The organism is Vibrio sp. VPAP30, from assembly GCF_001188205.1.
GTDB classification, from domain to species: domain Bacteria; phylum Pseudomonadota; class Gammaproteobacteria; order Enterobacterales; family Vibrionaceae; genus Vibrio; species Vibrio bivalvicida.
Window position 1 is genome coordinate 64,875 of sequence record NZ_LBLS01000024.1, and the last position, 23,728, is coordinate 88,602.

Annotated in this window: 10 protein-coding genes and 1 pseudogene; 5 read left to right on the forward strand and 6 right to left on the reverse strand. The window is 46.7% G+C overall.

Features of this window, described 5'->3' with window-relative positions:
• Nucleotides 1-77: 77 nt before the first annotated feature.
• Nucleotides 78-12,200, reverse strand: a complete 12,123-nt coding sequence (locus tag ZX61_RS10050; protein ID WP_049844498.1) for a VCBS domain-containing protein — start codon at nucleotides 12,198-12,200, stop codon at nucleotides 78-80.
• 431 nt (nucleotides 12,201-12,631) lie between these two features.
• On the opposite strand from ZX61_RS10050, the gene ZX61_RS10055 reads away from it, so the two are divergent.
• The 3 genes from ZX61_RS10055 to ZX61_RS10065 all read left to right on the forward strand — a co-directional run bounded on the left by ZX61_RS10055 (nucleotide 12,632) and on the right by ZX61_RS10065 (nucleotide 16,702).
• Nucleotides 12,632-14,518 (forward strand): methyl-accepting chemotaxis protein, encoded by a 1,887-nt coding sequence (locus tag ZX61_RS10055; RefSeq protein ID WP_004744159.1) that lies wholly within the window; start codon nucleotides 12,632-12,634, stop codon nucleotides 14,516-14,518.
• 680 nt (nucleotides 14,519-15,198) lie between these two features.
• Nucleotides 15,199-15,474, forward strand: coding sequence for a helix-turn-helix domain-containing protein (locus tag ZX61_RS10060; RefSeq protein ID WP_004744160.1), 276 nt, complete (start codon nucleotides 15,199-15,201; stop codon nucleotides 15,472-15,474).
• Nucleotides 15,467-16,702 carry a type II toxin-antitoxin system HipA family toxin gene (locus tag ZX61_RS10065; RefSeq protein WP_004744161.1) on the forward strand — a complete coding sequence of 412 codons (1,236 nt, stop codon included), beginning with the start codon at nucleotides 15,467-15,469 and terminating at the stop codon, nucleotides 16,700-16,702. The genes ZX61_RS10060 and ZX61_RS10065 overlap by 8 nt, the downstream gene beginning before the upstream one ends.
• Before the next feature lie 309 nt (nucleotides 16,703-17,011).
• On the opposite strand, the gene ZX61_RS10070 is transcribed toward ZX61_RS10065, so the two are convergent.
• Both ZX61_RS10070 and ZX61_RS10080 read right to left on the reverse strand, forming a co-directional pair.
• Nucleotides 17,012-17,398 (reverse strand): NAD(P)-dependent oxidoreductase, encoded by a 387-nt coding sequence (locus ZX61_RS10070; protein ID WP_268808159.1) that lies wholly within the window; start codon nucleotides 17,396-17,398, stop codon nucleotides 17,012-17,014.
• 927 nt (nucleotides 17,399-18,325) lie between these two features.
• On the reverse strand, nucleotides 18,326-18,823 hold the full coding sequence (locus ZX61_RS10080) for a GlcG/HbpS family heme-binding protein (protein WP_004744164.1): 498 nt from the start codon (nucleotides 18,821-18,823) through the stop codon (nucleotides 18,326-18,328).
• 167 nt (nucleotides 18,824-18,990) lie between these two features.
• Between ZX61_RS10080 and ZX61_RS10085 the strand changes: the two genes are divergently transcribed.
• Together ZX61_RS10085 and ZX61_RS10090 are read left to right on the forward strand one after the other, a co-directional pair.
• Entirely contained in the window at nucleotides 18,991-19,665 is a 675-nt protein-coding gene (locus ZX61_RS10085) for a response regulator (RefSeq protein ID WP_004744165.1), read from the forward strand.
• Nucleotides 19,649-21,040, forward strand: a complete 1,392-nt coding sequence (locus tag ZX61_RS10090) for a sensor histidine kinase (RefSeq protein WP_049844500.1) — start codon at nucleotides 19,649-19,651, stop codon at nucleotides 21,038-21,040. Before ZX61_RS10085 ends, ZX61_RS10090 begins: the two co-directional genes overlap by 17 nt.
• Nucleotides 21,041-21,074: 34 nt before the next feature.
• Here the strand turns inward: ZX61_RS10090 and ZX61_RS10095 are convergent.
• The 3 genes and pseudogenes from ZX61_RS10095 to ZX61_RS10105 all read right to left on the reverse strand — a co-directional run.
• Nucleotides 21,075-22,482, reverse strand: a pseudogene (locus ZX61_RS10095) (HipA domain-containing protein).
• Nucleotides 22,475-22,810, reverse strand: a complete 336-nt coding sequence (locus tag ZX61_RS10100; RefSeq protein ID WP_049844501.1) for a helix-turn-helix domain-containing protein — start codon at nucleotides 22,808-22,810, stop codon at nucleotides 22,475-22,477. Before ZX61_RS10100 ends, ZX61_RS10095 begins: the two are co-directional and overlap by 8 nt.
• 718 nt (nucleotides 22,811-23,528) lie before the next feature.
• Nucleotides 23,529-23,728, reverse strand: a 200-nt coding sequence (locus ZX61_RS10105; RefSeq protein WP_150114987.1) for a hypothetical protein, incomplete at its 5' end; no start/stop codon positions are given.

Here is a 23,728-nt window from a genome sequence, read left to right on the forward strand (position 1 = left end):
TTGCTTTGTTCAAATGAGTACGGGTATCAAGCGCTAGAAAGGGAGCACATTGCGTGCTCCCTTTTTTCTATCAATGGCTAGTTATTTGAGTCGAGGTCTGGCAATCCGTCTATGTCGTTGTGGAGGTGTTTATCGTCATGCGCCTGCTGTTGAACGTGGTGAGTATGCGCATCCGACATATCGATATCCGTTTCTTCGAGACTCGTCACTGAGTTAACGGCATCATCGACGTGTGCCAGCACAATGTCGAGGTCAGCTGGAGCCTGTTGATTGGAATCCGTGTTGGTATGGGCAGGCGTAATGCCCAGTGCGTCTAGGTAGGCAGCAGCACCGGTAGGATGCTCACCGCCCACTGGTGTATGAGTATCTAAAGAGACGTCCTTACCTAACGAGTCGTCTAATGTGACCGTCAAATCTTGTACGTTGCCCAACGGTGAGAAATCTGGCTCATCGTGCAGCACAGGCGGCGGTGGTGGTGGAGGCGGGTTGACATGGCTCTGAATATGCCCCTGCAAATTCTCTGTTGTTACGGCAGTGACACCTGTTACTGAGTTATGGGTTGTTACCTCTGTTTCGAAATAGTGATGCCCGCTGCTGATGGGGTGTGCGGATATGACAACCAAATGCCCATTAGCTGGCACAGTGTAACTACCATCCCCATTAACGTTGATGTTATGCCCATTGCTTTGCAGGGTTAGCCCTTGTTGTAGGTGGGTGAGTCGAATACTTGAAACCGATTCATCACTGGAAGACAAATGGGCTTGGATATTTACGGGCACTTCATAGTGATCGTGGGTGGCGAGAGGGAAGTTCGGTGGCAAGTGACCTTTCAGTACTGTACCATCTCCAAGAATGATGTTTTCGATATCTTCCAATTCCATCTCTTCATGTCCATCACTTATCTTCTCTCCATGATCATGTAAGCGTGGCGCGTTGTTGCGGGTGTAGGCACCTAAAATGAGGGTGTCGCTGCCATGCCCCCCCTCGATTTCTTTGTCTGTCAGTCTTCCACCGATATAAAGAATATCATTACCGCCTTCCAGCTCCGCCTCTTCGTTGAGTCGACCTTGGACGATGATGATATCGCTATGTCCATGACCCTTTATTTCATGATGACCGCTAGCCATAGTTGCATGTTGTCCAATAGAGTGCGCATAAGCTTGTACGGTGCTTGCGGTAATACCAGCCGTCACATGGTGAGCATTTCTGGTATCGACAGTGACACTAATGGTTGGTGGTGTATAAGGCACAGGGTCAGTATGACCATTTATCGTCATGGTGATTTGTTGGCTTGTCTGCCCACCATGACCATCATCAACCAGCAAGGTGAAGGTGTCTTGAAGTGTCTCTCCATCATTAAGAGCATCGACTTTCGGGTTGCTATTGTTGAGGTGATAGGTCCAAGTGTTGGTGTGGGGATCCAATTGAACCTGGCCAAATTGAGCATTATGGCTTGGGTCTACAGTCACACTAACAGCATCACCATCAACGTCATTGATATCAAGCTGTCCGCTAGCGTTCGGGTTAGTGTCTTCACTTACTGAGTGGCTACTACCTGGGGAATGCTCTGATACTGTGGGAGCATCGTTAGTGCCGGTAATTGTGATAGTAATATCGTGAGTTGTACCATCTTTGGCTTGTACAGTGATCGTCTCGGTTTCAGTTTGTCCTTGTTTTAACTGCTGAACAAGCGCGTGGTGGTTGTAGAGATTGTAAGTCCAGTGCCCATTGCTGTCGATGTGGGCATGACCGTATCCTTTACTTCCCACAATCCCAGCTCCGCCGGTGACTTCAATAAACCCTTGAGTGCCATCAGGATCGGTCACATTTAATGTGCCTGTGATTTGGGTATGCGTATCTTCTAGAGCTTGACCAGTGGAATCACCGTTAAATGTGGCAGGATCATTTACAGGGGCGACATTAATGAATATGGAGCCTTCTTTTGAGTCTACATGCCCATCGTTGGCGGTAAACTGAACGGCTCCTAATCCATTTAGACCTGCGCTAGAGTAGTTTGGTGTTGGAGTGAAGACCAATGAAGAAATGTCCGCAGCGGGAATGTCATCGCCAACACTCACGCTGTGCCCATGTAAACTCAGGGTTCCGTGTGCCACATTAGTGATGGTGATATGACTCATTGCATCACCATCGACATCGGCGTATTTGAAATCGGCTTTAGTGAAGCGCAAAGGCGTATCTTCGGGAGAGCTCTTGAAGTTGGAACCCACTGTTGGATCGTCATTCACTGCATTGACGTTTAGAATCATTGTCGCGCTTGCGGAATCTTGGTGGCCGTCATTTGCTGTAAATTCAATGTTGGCGTAGTTCATGCCACTCTGATCATGAACCGGCGTGAAAGTAAGATGTCCAGCGTCCAAATCTGCTTTCGATATTTGCTGATTAGTGGTCACCACTGCGCCATTCAACATTAATAGGCCATGAGCGGGTAACTGGGTGATAGTGATATGAACTAAAGCATCCTGGTCTGCGTCACTATAGCCAAATTCTGCGGTAGTAAAGGTATGAGCCTGATCTTCATCACTGCTTACGGATTGAGGAATCACAGTAGGGGCATGTTGCGCTGGTGGTGTCACGTCAATAGTGAGTCGGTTTTGAGCAGAGTCGCCTCTAGGGTTGCCGCCATCATCTCCAACACGGTAGACCATGCTTGGTACCGTCCCTGTAAACCCTGCCTCTGGTGTAAAGGTATAGTGACCATTTGCTTCAATGGCCAATGTCCCGATACCCACCATCGTGTGTGGATGCCCAGGCGTTACCGTTACATAGCCTGAAACAGGGTCTTTGACTTGGATATCTTGCAACACTAAGTGTGCATTGGAGTCGGTGTCTGTCGCTGCCCCACTTGCGCCTTCATGAGTGCCGATACCAGATAGGAGATTGCCTTCAATAGGGCCACTATGTTGGACGCCTGAATCGCTCAGGCTATGTAATACAGGTTTATCGGTCGTACCGTTAATCGTCACTGTAATAGAGTGTTTGGTGCCATCCTTAGAGGTTACTTCAACGCTGTCTGTGAGTGTCTGCCCGTTATCGAGATCTTGGACCTGTTGATTGTCATTGTCTGCAACATAAGCCCATGTGCCATGGCTTGAAACAGTAAAATGTCCATAGCTTCCATTATGATTTAGATATTGTTGACCATTGAGGTCCAATGCCGCTTCCCCTTGACCATCGACATCAGATACAACTAGGTGGCCAGTACATTCAAGGGCATTTGTTATAGGTGATGCTCCTGTAACATGCACATTGTGGTGAAGGCTTGTGTCTTCAGTAATACTACCTGCATCACCTGTAAATGTAGCGGCGTCATTCACTGCATTGACGTTCAATGTCATTGTCGCACTTGCTGAATCTTGTTGGCCATCATTGGCAGTAAACGTAAAGTGCGCATAGTTGGCACCGTTTTCGTTGTGGATTGGAGTGAAGGTCAAATGACCGGCGTCTAAGTCAGCTTTACTGATTTGCTGGTTGGTGGTTACCGCTTTGCCATTGAGAAGCAATAAACCATTTGCAGGCAATTGGCCAACGGTGATGAAGTGCAGGGCATCGCCATCTTGATCGGTATAGCCAAATTCGGCGGTAGAAAAAGTATGAGTTGTATCCTCATCCGTTGAAACGGAATGGGCAGTGACGACGGGAGCATGGTTATCGTCGGTGCCTTGGATGGATATCGCAAGATGCGCTGTCGCTTGGTTGCCATGGTTGTCGCGCGCAGTGTAGGCGATACTATCGACGAGAGGTGATGAGGTAGAATCGAGCTGCTGAATTACGCTCAGTTGGTTGTTTAAGGTGTAAGTGTAACGACCGTCTGAACTTAAATGGAATGTCCCATAAGTACCCTGAATGTCACCTGTTGTGGTAACAGTAGTCGCATCAGCATCGTTGCTTAGTAGGTTGCCTGAGACTGGCGTCGTTGAGTCTTCAACGGCTGTGTTGCTATCATCGCTAACGCTAGCGGCTGTGTCTAATACATAATTCGAACTTGCTGATGATTGAGCAGTGACGGTATTGCCTGCAGCATCTGTGCCTGCGACTCGAATTGTCAAATGACCATCCGGTAACGAAGATAAGTCTATGCCAACAAACTCTTGATATTGATGGTCAGGGTGACTAACACTTGTCCCCGTCCCTTGTCTCTGCACCGTTTTCAGGTCGACAAGCAGAGGCGCGCCACCGCCGTCACTGGTAATTTCGAGAAGCGTGACTTCTGAATCCTTAGGTAAGTACACTTGCACCATCATGCCTTGACCATGTTGGTCTACCTGAGCGGAATTGACACGTATGTCGGTTTGAGTGTCTAAGGTGTAGGTGAGCGATGTAGAAGGAGATACGTTACCCGCCACATCAGTCTGTCTCACTTGAACGTTATTAACACCCTCATTTGGAGTGAACTGAGTACGCCAATGCACACCATTGTCGGTGGAATATTCTACTGTTGCGCCTTGCTCGATGCCGCCAATGCTCAGATCTCCAACGTTAGTCATATTATCTGAAGAGGAACGCCCTGAATCTGAGGTAAGGGAAACGCTTGGTGCTGTGGCGGTATTATCTAGAGTGAAGGTTAACGAACTGCTCGCGGATACATTTCCTGCAACGTCGGTTTGTCTCACGCTAACCGTATTTGAGCCTTGTTGCGGGGTGAAACTCGATGTCCATGTGTGTCCGTTGTCGGTCGAGTATTCAACGGTTGCGCCTGCCTCTTGTCCTGTGATAGTTAAGGAGCCATCGTGAGTGACCAAATCTGATCGGCTGCTTCCTGTGTCATGGGTTAACGAGACTTGTAGCGGCGCGATTGCAGTATCAACATGCAATGAAAGAATGGAAGATGTTGCTGGTAAAACTGAAGAAGGTGCTAATGCTTTAGCAGAAAGATTGTGATCGCCATTCGATAAGCTGCTCACCGCCACACTATATTGCCCCGATCCATCAGAGACTGCATGTCCAATAGGTGTGGAACCATCATAGATGGTGACTTGTGAGTAAGGAATATCCGTGTGCCCGGTGATTGTCGGTGTGCTGTCTTTCGTGAGGTTATCGGTATCGGAAATACCAGTATCACTAGACGCTGCTAAGTCGACGGTAACTGCATTATTTGGCGGAGTGTTTGTCCCAGTAGGTAAACTTGGTTGCGTGCTTGTGACCAGTGGATTGGAAGGCACCGAGGTTGAGATCGTCGGTGATTGTCCAGGAATAACTGAAACATGACCGTTGGCATCAAAAGTGATGAACTTCGACGATTCACCACCGTGATTGTCAGCCACTTTCACTTCAAACACGTCGCTGCCGTGGTATGTGTGTGTCGCTGCGTTATAACTCATTCCAGCAACCGAACCATTGGTTGTGTATACATACGCGCCCGAATCTGGGTCGACCGATAGAGAACCGAATTGCCCCGTTGCATGGACTACAGAGAAGGTATGAGTATCGCTCACGTCGACATCTGTTTCTGTCAATGTGCCCGTAGTCGATGAGGTTTGGCTAACGCCGAGAGTCGGGGCGTCGTTGGTGCCGTTAATGGTTATCTGAATTACTTTTGACGTACCATCAATAGTGTTTACTGTCACCGTCTCTTGAAGCGTGTCATGCTCTCCTAGAGCATTTACCGCCGGATTTGTAGAATCAAGGTGGAATGTCCAGTAGCCATTTTGGTCAATTGAAAGATCGCCAAAATTATGTGCACTTGCGATATGACTTTGTGCCCAAAAACCACTCTGTCCATAGTCTTTATCATCAGCATTAAGAGTTCCAGAAACAGTCGTTTGAGAGTCTTCGTCAACAGTGCCTGTACTTTGCCCAGTAATTACTGGGACATCCTGGGTTCCAGTGATCGTCATTTTTATCACATGCGCTGTACCGTCAGCACTATGCACAGTAAACACATCGGGAGTTGTTTCTCCTTGATGTAGAGATTGAATACGAGGATCAAGCGAATACGTCCAATGGCCAGATGCATCTATGGTATAGGTGCCAAGTTGGGTTGAACCTGATGTCGCAGTAAAATGACCCTCTCCACTATCTGGGTCTGTAACTGTGAGGTTTCCCGATGTTTGTAAATGCGCATCTTCTGTGACAGATCCAGAGTCAAGACCAGTGATAGTAGCAGCATCGCTAACCGCATCGATATGTAATGTATTCGTTGCTTCTGCAGAGCTGGCATGCCCGTCACTCACGGTAAATTTAAACTGAACGTCACCGTTAAAGTCTGGGGCAGGGACAAACTGAAGCTTAGCGATATCGGAGGCAGAAATACTCTGACCTGTGGTGAGATCGTGTCCATCGAGAACGAACTTACCTTGAGCCGCTGATGGCAGGTTGGTGATTGCGATTGAATGAAGCGTATCGCCAGTGTCGACATCATTGAAACCGAACTGACTCGCCTGCATTTGATAGTGTGTATCTTCCGTGCCATGGGCAAGAGTGGTTGCCGACACGGTTGGTATATCGTTGGTTCCTACGATCTTAATATCAATAACATGATAATCACCGCCAACAGTATGCACGTTGTATTGGACATGCTCCTCTTGCCCTGCAGCTAATTGCTGAATTTGGCTGTTGTTAACGGTATACGTCCAAGAGCCATCTTTGGATATATGAAGACCACCGTGAACGCCACTGTTAAATGGGTCATGACGTTTACCCACATCCGTTGAGAATGCTGATTGGTCGTGGTCAGGATCGAGGGCACTTAGCTTACCAGATATCATTTCGACAGGCGTTGAAGAGCTGTCCTCATGTACATCGGGATTCGACATAACAGATATTGTTGCCGTATCACTGCTGCCTTGCACTAACACTTCAATATGTTTGGTTGCGGTTGAGCCGTCAGTAGATATCGCAGTGATATCAAAGCCTTCTGCCTTGGTCTCACCTTGTTGTAGCGCATTGGCCTTTGAGTGGTCTAGGTCATAATGCCATTGTCCATTGTTATCCACATGAAGCGTACCGTAGGCGCCAGTAGAATCGCCAGCACTGAATGTGACGGAATCTTTACTGTCGGAATCGTGCGCGAGTAGGGTGCCTGAAATAGAGGTTACCTTGTCCTCAACGGCCGTTCCTAATGCCGCCGTTAATGCGTCAGGCGTATCGATGATCACATGATCATCGGTACCTAAGATTTTGGCTGTCAACGGGATTCGTGTCCCATCTGCGGTGATCAAAGTGATCGTATCAGTCAGAGAATCGCCATGACTCAGTGATTGAACTTCAACGTGACTATTATCCGCACTGTAGCTCCATTTGTCGTGGCCATCGGTTGAATGAGTGAAGTTGAAGGTCCCGTGGACGCCTGCAAGATTCATCGCGAAGTTTGCTGGTACCGTATGCTTAACGCCATTGACCTCTATTTGAGTAACTTTTGCTTCCGATGGCGAGTCAATATCCTGAATATCGAGGTTTTTCCAACCTGACCATAACTCATTGGTGCTTGTCCCCGATTTTAGATGCTCTTCAGTGACAAAGTTGGAGGCGAGTGTCGGTTGCAGTGTGGCAGCATCATTGCTCGGTAACAGCGTGGTAGACGCGCCAGTGTGAGTAACGCCACCATGAGCATCTTTGACGTCATAAGTGAAATGCACTTTACCGTTGAAATTATGGTCTGGAGTGAAGGTAAATGTACCATCTTTGTTGTCGACGAGAGTGCCGTGATCCGCATGCAGATTTGCGATAGAGAGGTGCCCGGCATCGTTAGTATCCACATCGACAGTATTTGCAAGCAACTCAGTTGTGGTGATGGTTTGTGCGAGATCTTCTTTTCCGCTGTTGAGCTGAACTTCTGAAGAGCAGTACGGGCGGTCATTGTCTCCATGAATGGTGATATGAATGTCGTGAGTGGTACCATCAGCCGATTTGACGGTGACAGTATCTGTTATTGATTCCCCTTGACCCAGATGATCAATTTTTCTACCCGTCGCGTCTTGACCTATGGAAGCGTAGTAGCTCCAATCTCCGTTACTCTGGAGAATCACATGTCCGTGTGTACCTTGGTAAGTGCCCGTTTGAGCATGGTTTTCACCAGAGTCTGGATCAACGATGTTCAAGTGGCCATCAGTGTGGATTTCATCATTCCACAGTTTCCCGATGTTTCCGCGCGTATGGTCAGGTGAACGATCATCAACACTGCCAACGGACACACTGCCGTCTGGTGCAGTATAGCCATGTCCTTCATGAACATCTCCAGTGTCGCGGCCAGTGATCAGAGCAGCATCACTTACGGCGGACAAATCCATTGAGGCACTTTGTGGTGCAGACGCTCCATGTTCATCCTGCACTTGGTAACTAAACTGAACTAGCCCGTTGTAGTCCTTGTCAGGTGTAAAACGAAAAGTGCCATCATGGTTGTCAGTAATTTGGCCGTGATCGGCAGACAAATTATGTATACTCAGATGTGCACCATGATCCACATCACTCGCATGAGCCAGCAGGTCGGAAACCTGCAAGATCACGGTCGTATCTTCGTTTCCCGCAGCCAATGTGACGGTCGATGATACTGTCGGAGCATCATTAGTACCCGTGACGGTAATGGTAATGTGGTGAGGTGTGCCATCAGCAGAGTAGACCTCGTAGATAACATCTTTGGTTTCACCTTGCTTTAGGGCTTGTACCGCAGGGTTACCATTTGCCAAAACGTAATCCCAGTTGCCATATCGGCTTATGTGCATGTCCCCCTGGAAGGGGTCACTGATCGCTCTTTCATGCCCAAATGCACTCGTCGCGCGAAAGTGATCTTCACCAGCATCTGGATCGGATATAGAAAGGCTTCCGGTCACTTGAATATGATGCATCGAATCGGGGGAAACGTGCCTATCTTCCGTAATTGAACCAGAATCAGTTCCGGAGATTGTTGCTGCGTCACCCACGGGCGCCAAGTGCATAGTTGCTCCCGTATGCGTCACACCCGAATGAGCGTCTTTCACATCGTAGGTGAAGTGTACTTTTCCGTTGTAGTCTCTATCTGGGGTGAAAGTATAAGTTCCGTCTTTGTTGTCCAGAATAGAACCATGATTTGCGTAGAGGTTAGCCACATTTAATTGACCGATATCGTTGTGATCAACATCGATACTGTTAGCGAGTAGCTCTGCCTGAGTGATGATCTGTGGCAGGTCTTCTTTGCCAGAGTTTAGTTGTACTTCGCCAGAAACATAAGGCGCATCGTTGTCACCGTGAATGGTGATTATTATGTCGTGACTGGTGCCATCTTTGGTTTGAATGGTAATGGTGTCAGTCAGCGTTTCCCCCGCGCCTAACTTGTCTATGGTTGTTCCCACGGTGGTGCTCGCGCCCTGTCTTAGCCAGTCAGTCTGACCTGCGGCAACTTTATAGTCCCAGTGACCGTCCTCGCGAAGTAACAGGTGTCCATACTGACCATGATAAGAGTAAAGTCCGCCCTTAGTATCAAATCCTGCTTCACCAGAATCAGGGTCGATAATGGATAACTGACCGCTTGTCATAAGTCCATCATGACTGATTTTAGACATACCAGGTTGCGCATAGTCAGGTGACATATCCTGACCAGCTTGGTTTTCGTGCACGCTGCCCGTATCGACACCTGATACCTTGGCGGCGTCATTGGTGCCAGTGACGACAATCTCTAGATTTTGTGTCGAGGTTGCACCATGTTCATCCGTAACGGTGACAGGAATGGTTAGAGTATGAGACTTACCTTGAGGAAGGTGGTTATAGCTTGCATTCGATGGATCGAAACTGTAACTACCATCCACATTAAAAGTCAGTCCATCAACGGGGTTAGCTATGGAATACGTGAGTGTTGCGCCTGTATCAATATCGTGGCCAACCATTTGTCCATTTAGCACGCTTCCACCATCAGTCACAGAGTGCGACTGTGCATTGATGGTTGGGGCATCGTTGGTACCATGAACCGTCAGCTCTATCGTATGCGTTGTGCCATCTGCTGAGCGTATAACGGCTGAATCGTGTCTCACTTCACCTTGCGCTAAGTTCTGTATATTGCGGTTGTCGAGCGTATAGGTATAGTGACCGTCGCGCATGAGCAGTATGTGCCCACCGAGCTTGGTGTCGTAGCCAATACCTTGATAGGTTTGCGGACCAATATTCGGGTCAAACTGAGCCTCTCCCGCATCAGGGTCTTGGATGTTTAATTTGCCGTCGTAATGCAATTGATAGTGGGTGTCTATATAGCCACGATCTTCAGTGACTCCCCGTAAGTCAGCATTGGTTTGTGCGTCGGTAATCATCGCGTTATCGGGAGCGGCGGTAAGATCGAACTTAGCCTGAGTACTGACGCTACCACCGTGGCCGTCAACTACATCATAGGTGAGTCGAATTTCACCATTGAAATCTTTGTCTGGCGTGAAGGTATAAGTGCCGTCTTTGTTGTCAGTCAGGCTGCCGTGTGTGGCTTGCAGATTCGTCACATGCAATACATCGCTACTATCAACATCGCTTGCGTGCGTTAGTAAATCAGAAGCTTTTATAGTTACTGGTTGATCTTCTATTCCCGCAGGGAGCTGAGTCCACGCACTGACAATTGGTTTGTCGTTACTACCTTGCACATCGATAACCACTTTATGAGGAACGGTTGCTCCAGCACTATCGGTGGCAGTGATCCAGAATGATTCAGTCTGATGTTCACCAGCCGCTAACTTATCCGCCGCACTACCAGTTGAATTATCGAGCTGATAGTGCCAATGACCATGGGGATCGATAGACAGTGTTCCCCATTGGCCTTGAGGTTGGTTGATTGCCCACGTAATGGTGTCGGACTTATCTAAATCGGTTGCTGTTAGAGAGCCTGTTGCATCTGGTTTTCCTGCCGTGTTTAAGCCCTGTTCGATGATTGCGTCACTTGAGGTACCTGAGATGGTAGGGCGGTCATTGGTGCCGTTAATGGTGACTGTGATTTGATGCGGCGTACCATCTGCCGAATGAACGGCAATCGTATCAGTAGCCGTAGAGCCTTTACCTAAGGCTTGCACGGTTGGGTTCGTATTATCTAGAACGTAAGTCCATGCCCCGTCTTTGGTGATGGTTAATGTGCCCAGATGGCCCTTAACTTGAGAAGCTTGAAAATGGTCTTCTCCAAGGTCTGGGTCTGTTACCGCAAGCTGGCCTTGTACTTGTGTTGTTAGATCTTCTATGACCGAGCCTACGTCTACTCCGGTAATGACCGCATTGTCATCGTTGCCACCGATCGTCATATCGATTGTTTGCGGTGTGCCGTCTTTAGTGTAAATCGTGAAACTTTCATGCAGTGAAGTGGCCCCGGTTAACGCTTGAACATTCGAAAGAGAATTATTAACTTGATATTGCCAGTGACCGTCAGCATCAATGGTTAACACCCCATAGTTCCCGGGGATGACATCAGGCTTCACTGAACTCTCGCCTTGATCTGGGTCTATGACATCAATTTTGCCATTTGCGTGCAACAAACCTTGTGAATCAATGTTGTGATCTTCGGTGACGACGCCGGTTAAGTCTCCGGAAATACTTGGCGTGTCTTGCTGACCTGTAACCGGTATTTGAACAATGATGCTCGAGCCGTTGGATAGATGTAACACAAAATGATCAGTCCCTTGTTGGTGCTGATTCAACAGAATGTATTGAGGCGATTTGGGGTTTAATACAAATGTGTATTGTCCATTTACATCGACATGCAGTTCTCCGTATGTCCCCTTTATTATTTCTGGAATAAAGGTAACCGGCGAAGTTGGCTTAGCGGGCGTGTTTGAATGAGTTGGCTGACCGTTACTTCCCGCTGAAATGGTTGGTATAGAGACCGAAGGAATATAGTGAACTTGTGGATGAGAAAGCGTCGATAAGTGATGGGAAGGGACTAAATGAGTGCTTGTCTCATGGAGAGCCTGATTTACATCTGAATGAGCGCTTGCGTGGTTTTCATTTGTTGGATTACTTTGATGAGCCGCCTCTAAAGAGGCGGTCTTTGCATGGTGATCAACGATGTTTTTGTTTGTGATACTGCTTGTCGTTGCTAGTTCTTTTTCATCGCTAAGATTGTCTGAACCCTCAGAAGCGTCTACGTGCTTAGCCAGTGATGGCAAGATCATCATCAGAGATTGAAAAAGGGGAATGTTAACCTTGAGATGCGAATGCAGTCTGAGTTTCTTTTGTTTTCTCTCATCACTTTGCTTGTTCTTTATTTGTGTATTTTTATTATTGATTTTGACGTTATTTTTGTTAGCCATCTTTTCATCCGTGAATCTTGGTTGCACTTTCTTAAGTAAAATACACAGATAGGGGTTTCGCTAGCTAATTGAATAATTTTTAAAGAAAAAATTTGAGAACGAGAAGGAGATACCGCTGCGTGTATCAGAGCATATAACTGGATGAAAATGGTTAACCATATGAGTGATCATGCGCAGACTTAGTCAACGCCTCGTATCGATAAAATTGTCATGGAGGTAGAGTGAAGGCCATTGGTGGTTTTTACGATAGCACAACATATATATTCTATGAATTGGACTGCATTTAGTGACGTCGTGGTGAATATTTGAGTTCTGCAACTTTGAATCACTAGACTTCGATTATTATTTAACTCACGATGAGAAATTGTATCTGCGCCACTTTATCGTTTGCTCCATTTAGAACTGAACACGACACAATAATAAGGTTTTCAATGTTTAAGAAACTATCACTTAAAAACAAACTCGCGATCTCAGCGAGTGCGGCCATTATCATCGGGGGATTATTGGTCGAAGCGCTTTCATTTAACGCTTCCCTAAGTCGTATGGATGCAGAGGTTGAACAGCGCCTTGAGAGTACAACAGCCTCTTACAATCAATACGTAACGGACTGGTTACTATCAAAAGAGCGAGCCTTGACTTCACTGTCTCAAAATGTCGATAAGGCCGCCATTGTTACGCATCTCCAACAAGTCCGTCACTCGGCGGCGTTCGACAATGTATTCTTAGCCTACCCAGATGGCAGTCAAGACAATGCGAATGGCGTTGTGCTCCCGCCGGGGAATGATGATCCGCGTCAGTGGGGCTGGTACATCAATGCTGTCGCAGACCCTAGCAAAGTCTTTATGGATAACCCAACCGTGGCCGCCGCGACTGGCGCCAACGTGGTCTCACTGGGCAAGGCGCTCACGCTACATGGTCAACAAGTGGTACTGGGGGCGGATGTTGAGATCACTGATATTCTAAACAGCATGGACAAAGTGATCCTTCCGGGTGACGGTTACATGTTCATTGCCAATGAGAAAGGTAATATCTTTACTCATAAGGATACTAAGCTTCTCAACCAATCCGTTAGTCAGCTAGGTTTGGATTTTAACACGATTCAAAACGCTGCACGTAGTGGTCACGATGAGTCGATTTTAATCGGTGGAGAAGAGTATGTTCTGTATGCTCAGCAAATTGATGGGACAGCACTCACAACAGTGACCATTATCAACTATGGTTCCTTGGTCGCGCCTTTGTTTGATGCGGTATGGGGGCAAGTGTTAGCAACCGCTATTGTTGTTGTGGTGTGTACTCTTCTGTTCAACCTATTGTGTAGCATCCTATTTAGACCGTTAAACAACGTGTCTCAAGCATTAGAACAGATAGCCAATGGTAGTGGTGACCTGACTCAGCGTATTGAAGTGGAAAGTGGTGACGAGGTAGGTCACTTGGCGCACAATTTCAATATCTTTGTGGGCAGCCTGCAACAATTGATCGGTCATATTCGTGAGCAAGCGCACCTCATCAATGAACAGTCCGACAACAACACGCAGCGTTCGAACAGCGCGGTGTCAGAGATCCATCAACAACAGCAAGAGATCACGATGGTCGCAACCGCGGTGACGGAGTTAGCAAGTGCTACGCGAGAAATCGCCTCTCACGCAGAGCAAACTGCCCACGCAGCTCAGGGGTCAACGGTGAGCACGAACGATGGACAGTCTTTAGTTCAACATACTAAGGGATCCATTAACAACCTAGCCACTGAGCTTTCAGAAGCGAGCTCCGTTATTAGCGAGTTGGATCGCCACGCGCAAGAGATTTCAACGGTCCTCTCAACCATTCAAGGCATTGCAGAGCAAACGAACCTGCTGGCTCTCAACGCGGCCATTGAAGCTGCACGTGCGGGTGAGCAAGGCCGCGGTTTTGCCGTGGTGGCGGATGAAGTTCGCGTCCTATCACAGCGCACTCATGCCTCTACCGAGGAGATCAAGGCAACGATTGATACGCTCCAACAAACCACAACGCGCGCGGTGAGCTTAATGGATAGCAGTTCTAATTTGGCCACCACGTCGGTCTCAGATGCTGACCAAGCAACGAAGGCGTTGGGCGAAATTCATGAAGCGGTTTCGTTGATCAGTGATATGGCAACGCAAATTGCGACAGCAGCTGAAGAGCAGACACACGTCACTGGTGAGATCACGCAAAACATTGTCTCTATCAAAGATGTCGCTGATGAGCTTGTTATTAATACCCAAGACAGCTCTCAAGAATCAATCAAGCTGAAACGGCAAGCACAAGAACTGACTGACAAGGTGGCAACGTTCAAACTGTCGTAAAGAAGGTCAGCATTCACAAACGGCGAGGCACGAAGCCTCGCCGTTTTTTTTGGAGAAATATTGTCCCGATGGCTAGAGTCAGCCAGAAATCGCGCACCTACTTCGAATTTGGGGTTGATAGTTAAAGCGTTTTGGCAATCGTTGTGAACAACTAATCGCTACGAATGCGTGTGCCAGTTCTGCGCCAGCTCGTTGATTGACCAAAATGTCAAGCAAGGTATGCTCTGGTGAAACAACGAGCAGATGCATGAAGCCCTAGTAACATGAGCTCGGTAGGGCGCCTCGATAATCGGCAGGAATTTGCAACAGCTCTGCTCTATGTCGCAGTCGGTGACTGATTCACACTCTTGTTTGCCCCTTGAACTGCGCCACACCGACGGATGACCAACCTGACGTCTCCCAATCATCTTGTCTGTGGTTGGTTATTGATTGCTTCTTGTGCAGGGAACGCCCATATCTGAAGAACGTCAGTTTTATTTTCTGCTACTATGATAACAAACCTGGCTCTATTTCTCATATATTTGTTACTATAGTATCAATATTAGCCTGACGCAGCGACGATTCTTGTAAAGGTGTCAATGAAGAAACCATTGGTCGTCTCTTTAAATTGCCATAATAATAGCAATTAATCCGTTTTTTGTGATAAAATTAATACTATAGTAGCAATTTAAGAGGCGTGTATGTTATCTCTTTATACCGCTTATGATGTGCAGATGGAACTCAAAGAGTTTATCAAGTCTGCTCGGAAAAAAGATAAACTCAGTGTTCAGAAAATGGCTGACCTCTCTGGCGTGCCTTACGCGACGATCAGAAAGTTTGAGTCAACTGGCAACATCTCATTGCGCCAGTTCCTCATGCTGTATGAGACTGTCGGTGACTTGAAAAAAGTGAAAGAACTGACAAAGTCGTCTAAGCCGGAATTTAAATCAATTGAGGATGTACTTCGCCATGCTTAAGGCAGCCCTAACCGTAAAACGAACGCTTAGCACAGGTGAGAAGGTACTCGTCGGCAAGCTTGTTGAAAACAGTAAGCAAAGCTTCTTTCAATTTGATGAGGCTTATTTAAGCGGGCACTCCACCTCTCTGGCTCCGTTTAACTTAAAGCCAGATACAAGCCTGCAAGTTGCACCAAAAGAGCCGCATTACGGCATTCATGGAGTGTTTGGAGACAGTCTCCCTGATGGTTGGGGCCTTTATCTTATGGATCGTGTATTTAGACAGAACGGTCATAACCCAAAGGAAGTGACAGCCCTAGAGCGTTTGGCTTACCTCGGTGACAGATGCATGGGGGCGTTGAGCTATGAGCCAGAATTGGACTTATTGGATGAGTCCAAGGAGTCGATTGATATCATTACCCTTGGCCGAGCCGCAATTGAAGAATTTGAAGGCACAGAGTCTGCTTTGCTTGAGCATTTGATGAATACGGGTGGGTCGGGCGGCGCGAGACCCAAAATGAACGTCACGCGTCTATCGAATGGGCAATATTCAACATTGGATGACGCACTGGGAACAAAGCTCATCGTAAAGCTGACATCTGAAAAATTTGACTTGAAGCACTCTGAATCACTCGTCGAATATTGCTACATGCAGATGGCCCGCAATGTCGGCATAGAGGTTCCTGACTTCCATTTAATCGATGCGGGTCATGGACGGTTTTGGCTAGAGCAGGAGCGATTTGATTGCACAGAGCAGGGGGGGCGAATCCATATGATTTCTGCGTGTGGGTTGTTAGATGCGCCGTTTCGAGAGCCTTCTTTGGACTATGTGGATTTAGTTAAAGCTACGCGCATCATGTGCAGCATCACAGAGTCTCAGAAGCTCATTAAGCGCTGTATGTTTAATTACCTAACGGTTAACCAAGATGATCACAGTAAGAACTTCAGTTTTCTGGCCAGTGACGCCGATAATTGGACGCTATCGCCGTTCTACGACATCGTTTACAGCCCCAACCCTTACAAAGAGCATATGACGGCATTTGGCGGTAATGGCCGGACGCCAAAGAGCGCAATGGACCAGCTAGCCGCTCAGTCGGGGTTGTCTTCAAAGAAAGCGATCATGGTGATGGCAGAGGAAATATTTGAAACAACACGCTCGTTTAGTCATGAGGCCAAACACCTAGGCTTGTCACCTAATCTAATCAAGGAGATTGATAAGGGTATGGTCGAAAAATTTAAGGCTCTGTAAGTATTGGATGAATCCAATTCGCCATGACTTTGTCGGCGATTTGAGGTTTACAGTAGCTGAGGTTATCCGAATTGCCTCTACAACATGACGTTTGTGCTCCTTCGCGTGTCAACGTAATTACTCGGTGTTACATCTTGTCACTGAGCTTGCCATACTTTTTTATATCCCAAATAAAATACCACCGTTTCAGAGGTGGCATTTTGGGGCTTTCAGGAAGAAGCGTGCGTTGTGATTTTAAGACCATCATTTGGCCTATGCAATATGTATGGTACTGCGAATAGACACGCTGAAAGGACTATCTTGCCTGATCTATTTATTAGAGATACCGACTACGTTATGAACATGAACAGATTGCTTTGCTTCAGATAAGAGAAAATTAGCCAATGCTGCTCGGGATATCGCTCCTCCTCCCTCAGGTAATGAACCTTCTGCTTGTCGGTAATCTATCGAGGCTTTGTCATTTAGAAAACCCACTCGTGCAATGGTCCATTCAAGGCCAGAAGATCGGATCGTCTCTTCCATAAGGTATGCATTCCGAACATTATGCCTAGCAACAAAGCGCAAGATTCGATCAAGCCATTTGTTTGTGGGAAAAAGCAACGCAGTAGAAGTTACTAAAAGTCGATTCACTCCGCAGTCCTGCATAGCGTCTACTATAGCTTTAGCAGACTCAGAGTCTGAAATTGGCCTAACCAAATTTATCCGATTGAGTTGATAACTTTGCGTTCCCGTTATTAGGCGACATCTTGCAACTTAGTTTCCCTACATGTGGAGTAACTTATTGATTCTCAGTTGAGAAAATATGAAAAAGGCAGCAACATTGAAGGATGAAAGACGACAATTTGTCGTCTAATCAGCGTTCGCTGATGAGAGTAATATGTTAGTTCGTAATTTGAAAGTCGATGATTTTGAAGACTTCGTTGGTAAAATGAGCGCGTCAGTTTTTCACACCACTACTCTAGAGAATTATAAATCTATACTGTCTTCTGGTGGGTTGCTCGCCAATTTAGATGGCTCACAAAGTTCGGTGTTTGGAAATTCAAACGGTTTCTTTCGTTTACGATCTTGCGTGTCGTTTTTCTAAATCGCCACGATGGTATTGCATCAGGGGAGCAGTTGGCATTTCAGACAGAGCATGAACGAGCTTCTGACTAATGGTCTAAATAATTTGATAAGCAGCAAGATGCGCCTGCCGGACCGACATCGCATAGAAAAAGTAGCGTGCACAGACTGCGATGGTCATAAGGGCTAAGTTGAAATACAGACTTAGGGTTCTCTGGTCATTGCGCAATGCGACGTATAAGCTAATCCAAGCGGTGAGTTCTGCGAACACGCACAGCACTAATACTGGTATAAGTGATGTGCTTTTCTTCCGTTTTAAATAATGAAATGAGTACTTGAGTGACGCTCATCTTGTCCGTTAGATGCATAGATGACTTATTAATGGGAGGCATTCTCATTTAAGCATTATGTTAACAATAGCAATATCGGGAAATAAAAAGCGAATATCGGGAAACGTTTTGCGGTGGTGGCACTAGAAATTGAGCAGGGGAATAGAGCGAATCTGACATTAAGAACGAACACTCCACCAGTGGCGATGAAGTGCTCGAATACAACCAGAGATTACAGAAGTTTTTTCAACGCCGCGTCCGCACAAGCCACATCCAGATGACCACCTGGTGCGCCCCCAACGCCCACGGCTCCAATCATCGCTTTGTTTAACTCCACAGGTACACCGCCAGCCAGGAACAGTAGGTTTTCATTCATATACTGCAAAGGCTGTAGGATTGGTTTCTCAGCGATTGTCTTCATTAAGTTGCCTGATGGTTGCTTCATACTGGTCACGGTAAATGCTTTCTTACGTGAGCTGTCTAGAGTATGGATACCCGCGCCATCAGCACGTAGCTGAGCTACAACGTTACCCGATAGATCAACGACAGTTGCAGACACTTTGTAGCCCTCTGCGCTGCATTGATTGACAGCCTCTTGTGCCAACTTAAAAGCAAACTGAGACGAAATTTGTGTCACTGAAACGGTCTTGTTATCCGCAGCTGAAGTGTTGAACGATAACGCTGCGAAACCGAGCGTTGCGGCGATTGATGCGATTTTGATTGTTTTCATGTTTTACTCCGTTAAGACATCATGTAGTTGATGGAGACCATCTTAACGAATGCTCAATTACACAAGGCTTTCCCAAACATTACAAAGCTGTAATGTTGGTTATATTTAGGCAAGGATGTTGATAGAGTATATTTCGAGCGCAGTACAAATAGAGCGATGGACAATAGATGAAACTACTTTTGATCGAAGATGACATGCATATCGCTAAGTTTTTGGTGAATGGATTCCAGCAAGAAGCAATGACTGTCACGCATGCAACCAACGGTATCGATGGGCTGCATGAGGCACAAACTGCAGACTTCGATGTGGTCATTCTCGATATCATGCTGCCGCTCAAGGATGGATTTGAAGTATTGACCGAACTCAGAGGACAAGGCCATACCGTGCCCGTTATCATTCTGAGCGCCAAACACTCCGTTGAAGAGCGAGTGAAAGGGTTGCAATCGGGGGCCGACGACTATCTGGTTAAGCCCTTTGCCTTTCCTGAGCTCCTCGCGCGTTGTCATACCTTGACTCGTCGTGGTAAACCAGCAGCAACACAATTATTAGCGCTCAGCTACGGCCCTTTAACTCTCGACCTACTCAAGCACACTTTAGAGCGGGATGGGCAGTCGATTGCTATTAATCAACGTGAGTTCATGCTGATGAAACTTCTGCTTGAGAACAAAGAAACTGTCATATCCAAAACCGCCATACTCGAGCATGTTTGGGGTCATCAGTTTGATCCTCAAACCAACGTCGTTGATGTTCTGGTATGCCGACTAAGAAGTAAGGTAGACAAGGGCTTTGCGAGCCCGCTTATCCACACGTTAAGAGGAGTGGGTTATGTCCTCAAGTCATAATGTCAAGCAAGCGTTAAACAGAGCGCAAACCAAGCTCTTGATGCGTTTCATGGCGATACTGTTGCTCTGCTTTATGGTGGTTGAAATCGCCGTCAGCGCGCTGTTCTTTTTCGATTTGTATCGGGTTGAAAAAAAGCTTCTTAATTCAATGGCGACTGAATATCAGAGAATTTTAACCTACGATTCGGCGCAGCGTTTACACCATGTACTCGAAGCGAACCCCCAACGTTTACTCAGTAACAATATTGCTGCCTACATGGTTAAAAATACTGAGCCGGAAAGCCTTGAATTTGTCGCGGGCCGAGCAGGCATTGCAACAGAACGGCCGTTTTCTCACTATGTGATGGATGATAAGTTTTGGATAGAGGCGTTTTTTGTCAACCCTTATATGACGCGCCAAATATCCGGTGAGGATCACTCATTCTGGCTCGTGTTAGATAACCAGTCTCGCTACTTTATCGCGATTAACCAATCCGCTATTACCTTTGCAGCACTGATTGTCCTGATTATTGTGACGACGCTATTCACACGTAAAGTCATTGTTGACGCAATGTCTCCCTTGGTGACGCTTGGTTCAATGTTAGACAAACTGAAGCACGGCAGTTTGGACATCCCAGAGCTTGCCGAAAAGTCTCCGCAAGGCTTGGATGTGATCAATACGAGCGTCCACAACACTGTCGCCAGGCTGCAGCACGTTACGACAACGTTAAACACGACTGTTGATGCTATTGCTCATGATGTTCGCACACCGTTGTCACGTATCACACTCGCTGCCCAATCGGCATTAATGAACGATGATGACCCACAAGCAATGAGTGATGCGCTTTCTGACTGCGCCGAACACGCTATGCTCGCAAGCAATATGCTGACCACACTGATGAAGCTCAACGATGAAATCCTTGGCAAGCAGTTGCCCAATTATGCCCCTACCAATCTGTCAGAAGTGATTCATAATGTCGTGAGCTGGTATGAAGATGTCGCCGAAGAAAAAGAGATTGCGCTAGAGGCGATAGTGAGTGATGAGCTCAACATAGTGTCAGATCCAGATAAACTTATCCAAGTGCTGGTCAACTTAGTCGACAATGCCATTAAGTACACCAATCCAAAAGGCAAGGTCACCATCCAAGCAGAGCAAAGTCTGAATGGGGAAGCGGTGATCCAAGTGACCGATACGGGGATCGGTATCGAGCCCAAATATCATGATCTGGTGTTTGAGCGTTTGTATCGAGTTGACAGCAGCCGCAGCAACATTAGTGGCTATGGACTTGGCCTTTCGTTCGCCGCAGCTATCGTCGATAACCTCGGAGGAGCGATTCGTTTAAAATCAGAGCTTGGTGTCGGCTCAACCTTTATCATTACGCTCAGATCTCACTAGCTATCTAGATTTATGGTCGCCCCTGCATTTGCCATTAAAGAAGTTCGCTCATTTCTGGCACCTTGTCGGCTTGCGCGAGCAAGTCTTCACATTGTGTTTGGATGAGTGAGACACACAGTTCGATGTGTTCACGCTCTCCATCATCGATTCCTTGAGCTTGGGTAAGTCGAACCGTTTCCTCCAGAGCATGGTTTATGGCGCCAACGGTTTCGACCATGATGGAAGCCATTTTGGTGCCTGAATAGCCGAGCAGAGCACCGAACTCAGCAAAATCATAGCTGGTGATAGGGCATTGGAAGTGACCTTTCGGCGGATGTTGAAAGTCTTCGCTTTGCCAATCGCCAATCGACATTGCAAGATATTGAGGGATACTGGCGGCACGCCCCTCATGAGTCGACAGTTTACCGCTTCGTGAGTTGCGTTTTGCGCCCTCTTGAGCAATAGCTTCTATGTTGACGAGATCATAAAAAGGGGCCAGTTCAAGGCCTTTAGGGAGCACGAAAAAGCTAATATTTTTACCATGAGCATCGTAGTTTAGAGTGGCTAGATTAAAGAGCATCCATTGGGTAAGCTTTAGGTTAGTGATGACCGTGTCTATGGTCTTGACGTTGAGTAGGCGTGGAAAAGAAACGCCGTCACGCATATACACGCCATCGCCTTCATCCCCATTCTGACGCTCGTATTTGTACCCTGGAGGTAAGTCAGTCGCCTGACAGCCATCAATCACATGTTTTCGTTGAACGACATTACGCGCGTCGATATAGGCACGATCGAACCGCTCGATGATCAGTGTTCTAGTCTTCCCAATGCGAGTTAACTCAACATTAGCGACATCCAAGCCTGCGAGCTTGGCCAATGTCATACAAAAGAACTCATTCACAGCAATACACGGTGCTTTACCGCTTTCAAACATTCAGAATGTAGTTCGAACTCAATTTGCCTTCACCAAATCCCCATTCGTCACCGCGCTTAAGTAAGTTTAACTTGTTTTGAACTCCAGCAACCGAAAGGCGCACCTTACCGTCCCAATACACTAGTGGCGCTAGATTTCGCTCGAGACGTTCTATTAGTTCATCATCAGGTACCGATCTAAAACTGGTTTCCTGAGGTTCTGAGCCTGGAACTCGAAAAGATAATGCGCCTGATGTTTCCGCACCAAGCTTACGGATCAGACCGAACGTATTGCTTTTGGAGATCGTCGTGTTTTGTATCATCTCCTCAAAGGCTTCTCCTTCAGGAAGGAGATTTCTGAGATAGTTCTCGATACTGCGCGGTGAAGCCTGATCATCGAAAGGGATATGTGGCGAAATCGGGAAACCAGTGTGTTTCCATTCCTCTTCATAGATGAAGGAGAACTCTGCTTCGGTTCCGACAGGAAGGATCAAACGGCCAATTTTGGTATTCGTACCGATAAACACGTCTAGTCGTTGTAACTTACTCATACCAACCATCCTCATTGCTGCTCATGCTGTGTTCATCTTGGGAGGTGATTTGGCTATGTGGACGAACAAACAGGTTTAAGTCGATAAGGCGTAGCGATAGGCCTAAGATATCCATGAGGATAAGTACATTGGCAAAGGTGACACTGGTATCGCCTTTTTCTACCTTCATCACTGTTCGACGAGATAGATTGGCTTTTGCAGCGAGATCGTCAATACGCCAGCCTCTATCGGTGCGCTTTGAACGAATGGCGCTCCCCAGCGTTTCCATGCTGAATTCGGAATTCAAATCAGGCATAGGTTGCGCTTTTACCATCTTACCTTTTTTCATAAGTGCCTTTTAATGTACTTTTATCACGGTTAGGTTGGTCTTTAAATATAAGTGCACTATAACTCACTTTTATGGTGGCGGTACAAGAAATTATCTATAAGTGTAATTTAAGTTACTTATGCTTAGTTTGCTCGTTGCCATTGGCGTTGTTCAGCCAATGAGCTTGAAGAGCAACGACGCCATATATGACAAGGCGTTATCCTCTGACAGGCATGCCTAGCTAATCATAACTTAAAACTGCTCCTTTCTTTGTTTCAACTGATTCGACTCGTTAATCCAAAGCGCTATATGACTTATTTGTTCTTATCTCACAGCATGACCAAGCTTGTATATTCACGACAGAGGCATCGTGAGAGTATAAGTGAGTTCAAAAATATACCAATCATATGAAATGAAAAAGCCCCTAGACGCGTCTAAAGGCTTGCATGTGGCGGTGAGCAGCCACTATGAATTTAGGTTTAGTGAGTTGCTTTAGGATAAGCACTATTGCAATGGGCGGGATATCAGCATAAGAAAACGGGTAGGACACATTGGATCACCTGTGCTTTTAAACATGCATGCGTCAGAACAGAAAACAACAAAGGCCTGAATAGTCGGGCCTTTGTTGTCGTCATTGAAGCTCATCCTTGAGCAGTTAACTCAATATACAAAAGTAACACTCATCAAATTGGATTAAACGCACCCCAACAGCGTTGCTTTTGCCCAGCCAGAGCTTGTTTTACTGGTCAATATATTTTTCTGGAAGCACTCTTACTTGAAGTACATTGTCGACATCAATGAGCTTAGCTGCTGCCAAAATATCTTCTTTTGTTGCTGCAGCTAATTCTTGCGCAGTGATCCCATCGGCTTCAATTATATCCGGGTAAGTTTGCGCTGTTGAAGTTAAGTCGAACCAATAACTATTGCTTTCTACCTGAT

Excerpts from the sequence above, each read along its gene's own strand:
- ZX61_RS10065 (WP_004744161.1), top strand. The coding sequence starts at position 15,467 with ATGCTTAAGGCAGCCCTAACCGTAAAACGAACGCTTAGCACAGGTGAG.
- ZX61_RS10080 (WP_004744164.1), bottom strand. The coding sequence starts at position 18,823 with ATGAAAACAATCAAAATCGCATCAATCGCCGCAACGCTCGGTTTCGCA.
- ZX61_RS10060 (WP_004744160.1), top strand. The coding sequence starts at position 15,199 with ATGTTATCTCTTTATACCGCTTATGATGTGCAGATGGAACTCAAAGAG.
- ZX61_RS10050 (WP_049844498.1), bottom strand. The coding sequence starts at position 12,200 with ATGGCTAACAAAAATAACGTCAAAATCAATAATAAAAATACACAAATA.
- ZX61_RS10085 (WP_004744165.1), top strand. The coding sequence starts at position 18,991 with ATGAAACTACTTTTGATCGAAGATGACATGCATATCGCTAAGTTTTTG.
- ZX61_RS10055 (WP_004744159.1), top strand. The coding sequence starts at position 12,632 with ATGTTTAAGAAACTATCACTTAAAAACAAACTCGCGATCTCAGCGAGT.
- ZX61_RS10090 (WP_049844500.1), top strand. The coding sequence starts at position 19,649 with ATGTCCTCAAGTCATAATGTCAAGCAAGCGTTAAACAGAGCGCAAACC.
- ZX61_RS10100 (WP_049844501.1), bottom strand. The coding sequence starts at position 22,810 with ATGAAAAAAGGTAAGATGGTAAAAGCGCAACCTATGCCTGATTTGAAT.